Source organism: Streptomyces sp. SPB074, from assembly GCF_000154905.1.
In the GTDB taxonomy this organism is placed as follows: Bacteria; Actinomycetota; Actinomycetes; order Streptomycetales; family Streptomycetaceae; genus Streptomyces.
The window spans coordinates 2,159,286-2,167,898 of sequence record NZ_GG770539.1; the positions used below are offsets into that span (position 1 = coordinate 2,159,286).

6 protein-coding genes are annotated in these 8,613 nt (G+C 72.9%); 2 read left to right on the forward strand and 4 right to left on the reverse strand.

Annotated features, from left to right (window positions below; translation table 11 throughout):
- Positions 1-246: 246 nt before the first annotated feature.
- Positions 247-2,121 (reverse strand): translational GTPase TypA, encoded by a 1,875-nt coding sequence (gene typA / locus SSBG_RS08660; RefSeq protein ID WP_008745808.1) that lies wholly within the window; start codon positions 2,119-2,121, stop codon positions 247-249.
- A 155-nt stretch (positions 2,122-2,276) separates the two neighbouring features.
- Positions 2,277-4,715, reverse strand: a complete 2,439-nt coding sequence (locus SSBG_RS08665) for an ABC transporter family substrate-binding protein (protein ID WP_037869282.1) — start codon at positions 4,713-4,715, stop codon at positions 2,277-2,279.
- 182 nt (positions 4,716-4,897) lie between these two features.
- Between SSBG_RS08665 and SSBG_RS08670 the strand changes: the two genes are divergently transcribed.
- Positions 4,898-5,503, forward strand: coding sequence for a dihydrofolate reductase family protein (locus SSBG_RS08670; RefSeq protein ID WP_008745810.1), 606 nt, complete (start codon positions 4,898-4,900; stop codon positions 5,501-5,503).
- A 149-nt stretch (positions 5,504-5,652) separates the two neighbouring features.
- Here SSBG_RS08670 and SSBG_RS08675 read toward each other — a convergent pair whose 3' ends face one another.
- The gene (locus tag SSBG_RS08675; protein WP_008745811.1) at positions 5,653-6,207 is read right to left on the reverse strand and encodes an isochorismatase family protein; all 555 of its coding nucleotides are present in this window, start codon (positions 6,205-6,207) and stop codon (positions 5,653-5,655) included.
- Between the two features lie 124 nt (positions 6,208-6,331).
- Positions 6,332-6,814 carry a MarR family winged helix-turn-helix transcriptional regulator gene (locus SSBG_RS08680; RefSeq protein WP_008745812.1) on the reverse strand — a complete coding sequence of 161 codons (483 nt, stop codon included), beginning with the start codon at positions 6,812-6,814 and terminating at the stop codon, positions 6,332-6,334.
- 129 nt (positions 6,815-6,943) lie between these two features.
- Here SSBG_RS08680 and SSBG_RS08685 point away from each other — a divergent pair, with 129 nt between their 5' ends.
- The gene (locus SSBG_RS08685) at positions 6,944-8,113 is read left to right on the forward strand and encodes a LacI family DNA-binding transcriptional regulator (protein WP_050776741.1); all 1,170 of its coding nucleotides are present in this window, start codon (positions 6,944-6,946) and stop codon (positions 8,111-8,113) included.
- Positions 8,114-8,613: the final 500 nt, after the last annotated feature.

Here is an 8,613-nt window from a genome sequence, read left to right on the forward strand (position 1 = left end):
AAAAAAAAAAAAAAAAAAAAGTTGTAATGGTAGTACGGCGCGATAGCGGAAAAAAAAAAAAAAAAAAATTAAAAAAAAAAAAACGAATAGAATATTAAAAATATCAGAAATATTATGTTTCGTATTGCATAAGCAATTGGCTGCTTTGCGCCGTTTCCATCGAATGTCCCTCTGCTGTCAAGAAATAGCTGATCATATTCCCTTCCTTTTCGTTTCGGAGTGCCGGGCCCCCGGTGTGTGCCGGAGTCAGTTGTGCTTGGCGCGGGAGGCCGAGCGGGCGCGCTCGCGGCCGTCGAGGACGACCTTGCGGATGCGGACCGTCTCCGGGGTGACCTCGACGCACTCGTCGTTGCGGCAGAACTCCAGGGACTGCTCCAGCGAGAGCTTGCGCGCGGGCACCACGTTCTCCGTGGTGTCGGCGGAAGCGGCACGCATGTTGGTGAGCTTCTTCTCCTTGGTGATGTTCACGTCCATGTCGTCAGCGCGCGAGTTCTCGCCGACGATCATGCCCTCGTAGACCTCCGTCGTGGGCTCGGTGAAGATGACACCGCGCTCCTGGAGGTTGACCATCGCGAAGGGGGTCACGACGCCCGCGCGGTCCGCGACCAGCGAGCCGTTGTGGCGCGTGCGCAGCTCGCCGAACCAGGGCTCGTGGCCCTCGAAGAGGGAGTGCGCGATGCCCGTGCCGCGGGTCTGCGTGAGGAACTCGGTACGGAACCCGATGAGGCCGCGCGAGGGCACGATCCACTCCATGCGGACCCAGCCGGAGCCGTGGTTCGTCATGGTCTCCATGCGGCCCTTGCGGGTCGCCATGAGCTGGGTGATCGCGCCGAGGTGCTCCTCGGGGGAGTCGATCGTCATGCGCTCGATCGGCTCGTGGATCTTGCCGTTGATCTCCTTGGTGACGACCTCGGGCTTGCCGACGGTGAGCTCGAAGCCCTCGCGGCGCATCTGCTCGACCAGGATGGCGAGCGCGAGCTCACCGCGGCCCTGCACCTCCCAGGCGTCGGGACGCTCGGTGTCGAGCACGCGGAGCGAGACGTTGCCGATCAGCTCGCGGTCGAGGCGGTCCTTGACCTGGCGGGCGGTGACCTTGTGGCCCTTGCCGCCCTTGCCGACGAGCGGCGAGGTGTTGGTCCCGATCGTCATGGAGATGGCCGGCTCGTCCACCGTGATGAGCGGCAGCGCGATGGGGTTCTCGGTGTCGGCAAGCGTCTCGCCGATCATGATGTCGGGGATGCCCGCGATCGCGCAGATGTCACCGGGGCCGGCCTTCTCGGCCGGCTTGCGGGTGAGCGCCTCGGTCATGAGCAGCTCGGTGATGCGCACGTTCTGGATCGAGCCGTCGCGCTTGATCCACGCGACGGTCTGGCCCTTGCGCAGCTCGCCCTGCTCGACGCGGCACAGCGCGATGCGGCCGAGGAAGTTGTCGGCGTCGAGGTTGGTGACGTGCGCCTGGAGGGGGGCGGACTCGTCGTACTCGGGGGCCGGGACGGTGTCCAGGAGGGTGGAGAAGAACGGCTCCAGGCTCGTGGAGTCGGCCGGGACGGTGCCGTCCTCGGGCTTGGTGAGCGAGGCCACGCCGTCGCGCGCGCAGGCGTAGACGATCGGGAACTCGATCTGCTCCTCGTCCGCGTCGAGGTCGAGGAAGAGGTCGTACGTCTCGTCGATGACCTCGGAGATCCGCGAGTCGGGGCGGTCCGTCTTGTTGATGCAGAGGATGACCGGCAGCCGCGCGTCGAGCGCCTTGCGGAGCACGAAGCGCGTCTGCGGGAGGGGGCCCTCGGAGGCGTCGACCAGGAGCACCACCGCGTCCACCATCGACAGGCCGCGCTCGACCTCACCGCCGAAGTCGGCGTGGCCGGGGGTGTCGATGATGTTGATCGTGATGGGCTCCCCCCCGTCCTTGGGGTGGTACTTCACGGCCGTGTTCTTGGCCAGGATCGTGATGCCCTTCTCACGTTCCAGGTCGTTGGAGTCCATCATGCGGTCGTCCAGGTGCTCCGCCGCGTGCGCGGCGAAGGCCCCGGCCTGCTTCAGCATGGCGTCGACCAGCGTCGTCTTCCCGTGGTCGACGTGGGCGACGATGGCGACGTTACGGATGTCATGGCGCGTGGGCACTTGCGGCGATTCTCCCGAGTCGTGGATGGCTGCGCGTCCGGTGTCGGTCGCGCGCCCTGCCGGGCGGAACATGCCACGGCCTCACCCCATCGTACGGGGCCCGTACCGGGTGGCGCGGTACGGGCCCCGTGGGCGGGCTCAGGAGGAGACGGGGGTCACTCCCCGACGGGGGCCGTCGTCTTCCTCACCGGCTTCCCGACCGGCGCCTTCGTACCCCGCGGGCCGTTCCCGCCCTTCTTCGCGAAGCCGATGTTCTCCCAGTCCGGGGTGGCGAAGCCGAAGGCCCCGGCGTTGAGGAGGTCGGAGCGAGCGGCGACGAGCTCGGGGCGCTGGTAGAGCGGGATGGACCCGGCGGCGGCCCAGATGCGGGCGTCCGCCTTCTTCACGAGCTGCCCGGCCTCCTTGGCGTCGAGGGTTCCGGCGGCCTGGTCGAGGAGCTGGTCGATGCGGTCGGTGCCGACGCGCGTGTAGTTCTGGTCGACGTTGAGCGAGCCGTCGGCGGCCGGGACGGGCTTGCCGTAGACGGGACGGGCGTCGGTGGCGGGGAAGGCGGTGCCGGGCCAGGACCACAGCGCCATGTCGTAGTCGCCGGTCGCGATGTGGTCCTTGAAGTAGGAGGCGTCGGAGACCTTCTGCACCTGGGTGCGGATGCCGATCTTCTCGACCATGCCCGCGATCTTCTCGCCGACCTCGCGCAGTTGCGCGGAGCCCGCGCCCGAGGGGACGACGAAGCGGAGCGTGAGGGGCTTGCCGTTCTTGCCGAGCACGGCGGGGGCCCCGCCGGGACCGGCCTTGGGAGCGGCCTGCTCCTTCCCGGGCGCGGTCTTCTCGTCGGGCGCGGTCTTGTCCCCGGGCGCCGTCTTGTCCTCGGGCGCGGCGGTCCCCTTGGGGGCGTAGGCCCCGGCGGCGCCCGCGGCCTTGGCGGGCGGGGCGGCCATCGCGTACGCCTGGTGGAGGAGCACGGACTGCGGGAGCACGGGGGCCGGGGCCGCGGCCTCCTCCGCCTTCTTCCCGGCGGCGGCCTTCCCGAGCGCCTTCGCCTTCGCGGCCTTCGCCGCCTTCGCGGTCTTCGTCTTCGCGGCCTCGGCCTCCCCGGCGCCGGTGCGCTCGCCGCGGCTCTCCTCCGCGGGGGCCTTGCCGTCGCTGCGGGGTGCCTTGCCGTCGGCGTCCGCGCCGGCCTCGCCCGGCGCGCTGCCGTCCTTCTTCGCCGCGTCCCCGGCGACCGGGGCCGGCTTGTAGCCCGCGTCGGAGAGGAGGGCCTGCGCCTCGACGGCGTCCTGCCTGCCGAGGGCGCCGCTGCTGTCGGCGTAGGCGTCCTGGCCGGCGAGGGCGAGGTGGCTGCCGACCGGGTCGGCGGGCAGGCCGAGCGGCTTGAGGACGAGCTGTGCGAGGGACTTGCGGTCGAGGGCGCGGGCCACAGCGCGGCGTACGCGTTCGTCGGCGAGGGGGCCGGACTCGCCGTTGAGGGCGAGCTGCGTGTAGGCCGGTTCGAGGCTCTTGCGCAGGCGGAAGCGGCCGAGGCTCTTCTGCTGGGCCTCCTCGACGGCGCGGGCCTCGGCGAGGTCGGCGCGGTTCTGGCGGCCGAGGCGCCCGACCTCCTCGGGCCTGCCCTGGGCGAAGGCGCGGGAGTAGACGTCGGCGGCGACGGCGCCGGCCGCGTTCGGGCCGCTCCCCGCCGCGCCCGGGCCGCCGCCCGCCGCGAGGGGGCCGCCGTCGCCCTTCCCGGCGCGGGCCACGCGCGCGGCCTCGTCCTGCTCGACGGGGGCGAGATCGACGCGCCCCTGGAGCATCGCCTTGACCCGGCTGCCCGCGGGGACCGCCCGCAGGACGAGGGCGTCGAGCTTGGCGCGGTCGCCCCACCAGCGCGTGTCGCGCTCCAGCGTGAGGTCACCGGTCCCGCGGTTCTGCTTGCCCACGCGGAAGGGGCCCGCGCTCACGGCGAGCCCGGTGCGGGCCGCCGCGCCGAAGGTCCGGGGGCTGCCCATGACCTCCTTGGGGTACAGCGGCGAGAAGAGGGCGCGCCAGTCCGCGTACGGCTTGGCGAAGGTGACCCGTACCTCCTGCGCGTTCGCGCCGCGCTCGACCTTCGCGATGCGGTCGTAGCCGGCGTTGCGCGCGGTCCCGTAGGCGCTGTCGGTGCCGCGCAGGGCCTGCCACTGGGCGGCGAAGTCGTCGGCGCCGATCTCGCGGCCGTTGTTCCAGGCCGCCCTGGCGTCGAGGTGGTAGACGACGACCTGCCGGGGCTCGGTGCTCTCCACCTTCGCGTCGCGCAGGTAGGCGGCGGAGCGGGCGGGGCGGCCCTGCCGGTCGAGGTGGAACATCGAGGGCAGCGTGGCCGAGGCGACGCGCGCGGTGGTGGTGTCGGCGTCGGCCTGGAAGGTGTTGAGGGTGCTGGGGAGCCGGTCGACGGCCCAGTGCAGGGTGCTGCCCTCGGCGACGCGGTCCCGCGCGGCCTGGTGGACGTCGGGGGCGACGACGCGCCCCGCGTGCGAACCGCCGTCGCCGCCGGAGCAGGAGGCGAGGGCGGGCACGGCGAGCACGCCTGCCACCAGGAACACGGCGGAACGCAGTCTCGGGCCGCTGTACGACGACATCGTGCTGGTACCTCCGTGGCGTGGCGCCATTGTCCGGCTTTCCGCTTACTTTCCGATCACATGTATTGCCCCCGAAGCGGAGGACGCCGGTCGGCGCACCCGGTTGGCCCACGGAAGTCCCCCGGGGGAAGCAGCGGGGTGCGGCGGGGGCCGGGCGCGGGTACGTCTTCGCCACGACACGTGTGGTGGCCGACATCTCCGTCTCGCTCGACGGCTTCGTCACCGGGGCCGGGCCCGGTCCCCTCACCGGGCTCGATGAGGGCGGCGAGGCCCTGCACACCTGGGCGTTCTCCGACGATCCCGGGGACCGGCGGGTGCTCGGCGAGGGGGCGGCGCGCTCGGGGGCGGTGGTGCTGGGGCGGCGGCTCTTCGACGTCGTGGACGGCCCCGGGGGCTGGGACGAGGAGGTGGGGTACGGGGCGGCGGAGGCCGCGCGGCCCGCCTTCTTCGTCGTAACGGGTGCGGCGCCCCCTTCCGTGCGGCTCGCGGCGCTCGACTGGACCTTCGTCACGAGCGGGCTGCCCGCCGCCGTCGCCGCCGCGCGCGCCCGCGCCCTGACCGCCTCGGCGGCGGCCGGGCGGGGCCTCGACGTCGTCCTGATGGGCGGCGGCGCGCTGATCCGCTCGGCCTTCGCGGCGGGGCTCGTCGACGTCCTCTCGCAGCACCTCGCGCCGGTGCTGCTCGGCGCGGGCACACCGCTCTGCACGGGCGGCACGGCCCGCACCCTCGTCCGGCGGGACGTGCGCGTGACACCGACGGCGACACACCTGACGTACGACGTGGTGTGAGCGCCCGGCGGGGGTCGCACGGGGCGCACGGCAGCAGTGCGGGCGGGGGGAAGGGGACGGGCGCGGGGAGAGGCCGGGGCCCGGAGGCGCGGGTACGGCAAGGGGGCGGCCACCGGTCGCGGTGGCCGCCCCCTGGTGCGGCAGGGCGCTCAGCCGAGGAGCTTGGTGATCTCCTCGGTCGTGCCCGTCTCGCCGAGGCGCGGGAAGATGCGCTCGACGCTGTTGGCGTGGGCCTCGGCGCTCATGTCGCTGACGGCGTCGGTCGCGATGGTGACGTGGTAGCCGTACTCCTGGGCGAAACGGGCCGTGGACTCGACGCCGATGCTCGTCGCGATACCGGTCAGGACGACCTGCGTGATGCCCCGGCGGCGCAGCTGGGAGTCGAGGTCGGTGCCGTAGAAGGCGCCCCAGGTCTGCTTCGTGACGCGGATGTCGGAGTCCTGCGCGTCGAGCTCGGCGACGAGGTCCGCCCAGTCGGCCGGGGGCTGCCCGCCGTGGCCCTGCGCCTCGTTGCGGCCCGGGGCGCCGCCCGTCACGTTGACGAGCACGACCGGCAGGCCCTTGGCGCGGAAGGCGGCGGCCAGCCCGGCGGAGCGGCTGATGACGTCCTGCGCCGCGATGGGCTCGACGGGCATTCCGGCGATGCCCTTCTGGAGGTCCACGACGATCAGCGCGGTGCGGGCGTCGAGAGTGGTGGCGGTCATGGGTGGTGCTCCTTGGAATCGGGGAAATCCGGGGAAAACGGGGGGATCGGGGGGTGTTGGACGGCGTGGAGGCCGCTCGGGCGCGGGGACCGGCGGGGGGGGAGGGCGGACCGGGGCGGACCCGTCAGCCCTCCACCACCTTGCCGAGGAGGGCCACGGCCCCGCCGACGAGCACGCGTTCCGCCTCGGTGAGCCGGGTGTCGAGGGCGTGGGTGAGCCACGTGCGCTTGGCGGCGCGGACCTCGGCGAGGACCGTCCGGCCGCGCTCGGCGACCGAGACGACGGACTGGCGGCCGTCCCCGGGGTCCGGGGCGCGGGCGACGAGGCCCTGTTCGTGCAGGTGGCCGAGCGTGGCGCGCATCGACTGCGGGCGTACGTGCTCGGCGCGGGCGAGCGCCGCCGTGGTCATCGGGCCCTCGCGGTCGAGACGGGAGAGCGCGGAGCGCTGGGTGGGGCTGAGCAGGCTGCGCACGGACTGCGTCCGCAGGCGCCGCATGAGCAGCCCGGCCACCGAGGTCAGCTCGTCGGCGAGTCGCGCGCTGTCCGGGTGCGGTTCGCCGGGGGCGGGCCGCTCGCGCGGTGCGGTGGGCTCGGTCACGACTCCCACCGTACGAGTTCGGCAGGGAAACTTGCAAAGTTACTTGTCGATTCAGCCGCCGGAGAGCACCGCCCGCGACACGGGTGAGCACTCGCTCACTCCTCGGGACCCTTGCTCTCACCCGTCACCAAACCTAGAATGAATGCGCTTTCATTCGGTGTGGACAGAACAGGCGATGGTGCTGCTGTGAGCGACACTCCCACGGTCTACGACGTGGCGGAGCGGTCGGGCGTGTCCATCGCCACGGTCTCCCGCGTCTACCGCAGTCCCGATTCCGTGCGCCCCGCGACGCGCGAGAAGGTGCTCGCGGCGGCGCGCGTCCTCGGCTACGTGCCGAGCGGCAGCGCGCGCGGCCTCGCGAGCCGCAGCACCGGCGTCATCGGCCTGTGCTTCCCCGACTACGCCGACCCGGACGCGGATTCCGGAGCGGGCGAGGGCGACGAGGAGGCCGGGACGCTCTACTCGGACCAGATCATCCGGGGCATGGAGCGCGCGGCACGCCGCCACGGGTACGCGCTCCTCATCGCGGCCTCGCTGGCGGGCGGCCCGGAGAGCCTCGTCGCGAAGGTCGCCGGGCGCGTGGACGGATTCGCGGTGCTGGCGCGGACCGTGCCGACCGAGGACCTGGAGGTCATCTCCCGGCGCGTGCCCGTCGTGATGCTCGCGGGGCCGCGCGAGATAGACCACATGGACCACATCGAGGTCGCCAACCGCGACGGCGAGTACCAGCTCACCCGCCACCTCATCGAGGACCACGGCCTGCGCCGCCTCGCCTTCATCGGCAGCGCCGACGACTCGCCCGACGTGGGCGCCCGCTTCGAGGGCTACCGCGACGCACTGCGCGAGGCCGGGCTCGCCGTGCCCGAGGCCCCGGACCTGCGGGCCGCGCTGATGACCCGCGCCGAGGGCTCCCGCGCGACGCGCGCACTGCTCGACCGGCCGGGCCCGCGCCCCGAAGCGCTCGTCTTCGCGAACGACCAGATGGCGGTCGGCGCGCTGCACGCGCTCGAAGAGGCGGGCGTCCGCGTCCCCGAGGACCTCGCCGTCACCGGTTTCGACGGCATCCCGCTGAGCCGGGTCGTGCGCCCCCCGCTCACCACGGTCCGCCAGCCCATGCGCCGCATGGGCGAGGAGGCGGCCGAACTCCTCATCCGGCGCGTCACGGAGGCGCACCGCGCCGAGCCGGTCTCCCGGGTGCTGCCGGTGGAGGTGACCCGCCGGGGGAGCTGCGGCTGCGGCGACGCGGCGCGCGCGAGGACGGCCGGGGCTGAGGGAGGGACGGGCGGCCGCGCGCGGAAATACTGTTGAGCCGCGCCCCGCCCCCGTGTCACAGTGAGCCGCTCCTCCCGCCACGCGGCGGGCAGTCGGCCCCGGCGCACCGCGCCGCGGCGGGCCGCTCGCTCCCGGGCACCGCACCGCGCGAACGGCGCGGCGCGTTCCGCCGCCCCCCCCGAGGGAATGAAGTCCATGAGCACGGCGTCCGTCAGCGACCGCCGCGCGCACTGAGGAAGGCCCCGCGGCCTTCCGGCGGTGGTCCCACGTTCCGGCCCGTCACGGCCGTGTCCTGTCCTGCCCGCACGCGATTCCCGCGTGCCCGGGCGACCGTGCGACCCCTCGAAGGACTTCACCATGACTTCCGTGGACCCCTCCACGTCCTCCGCCTTCCCCTCCCCCGGTCTGCTCGTGCAGTCCGCCACCGTCGAACAGCTCCGGCGCAGGGCCGGGGTGGTGGAGACGCCGGGCTTCGTCGTCGGCCTCCAGCCCGGCGACCCCAACCCGTACCTGAACCACGCCACCCCGCTGCCCGG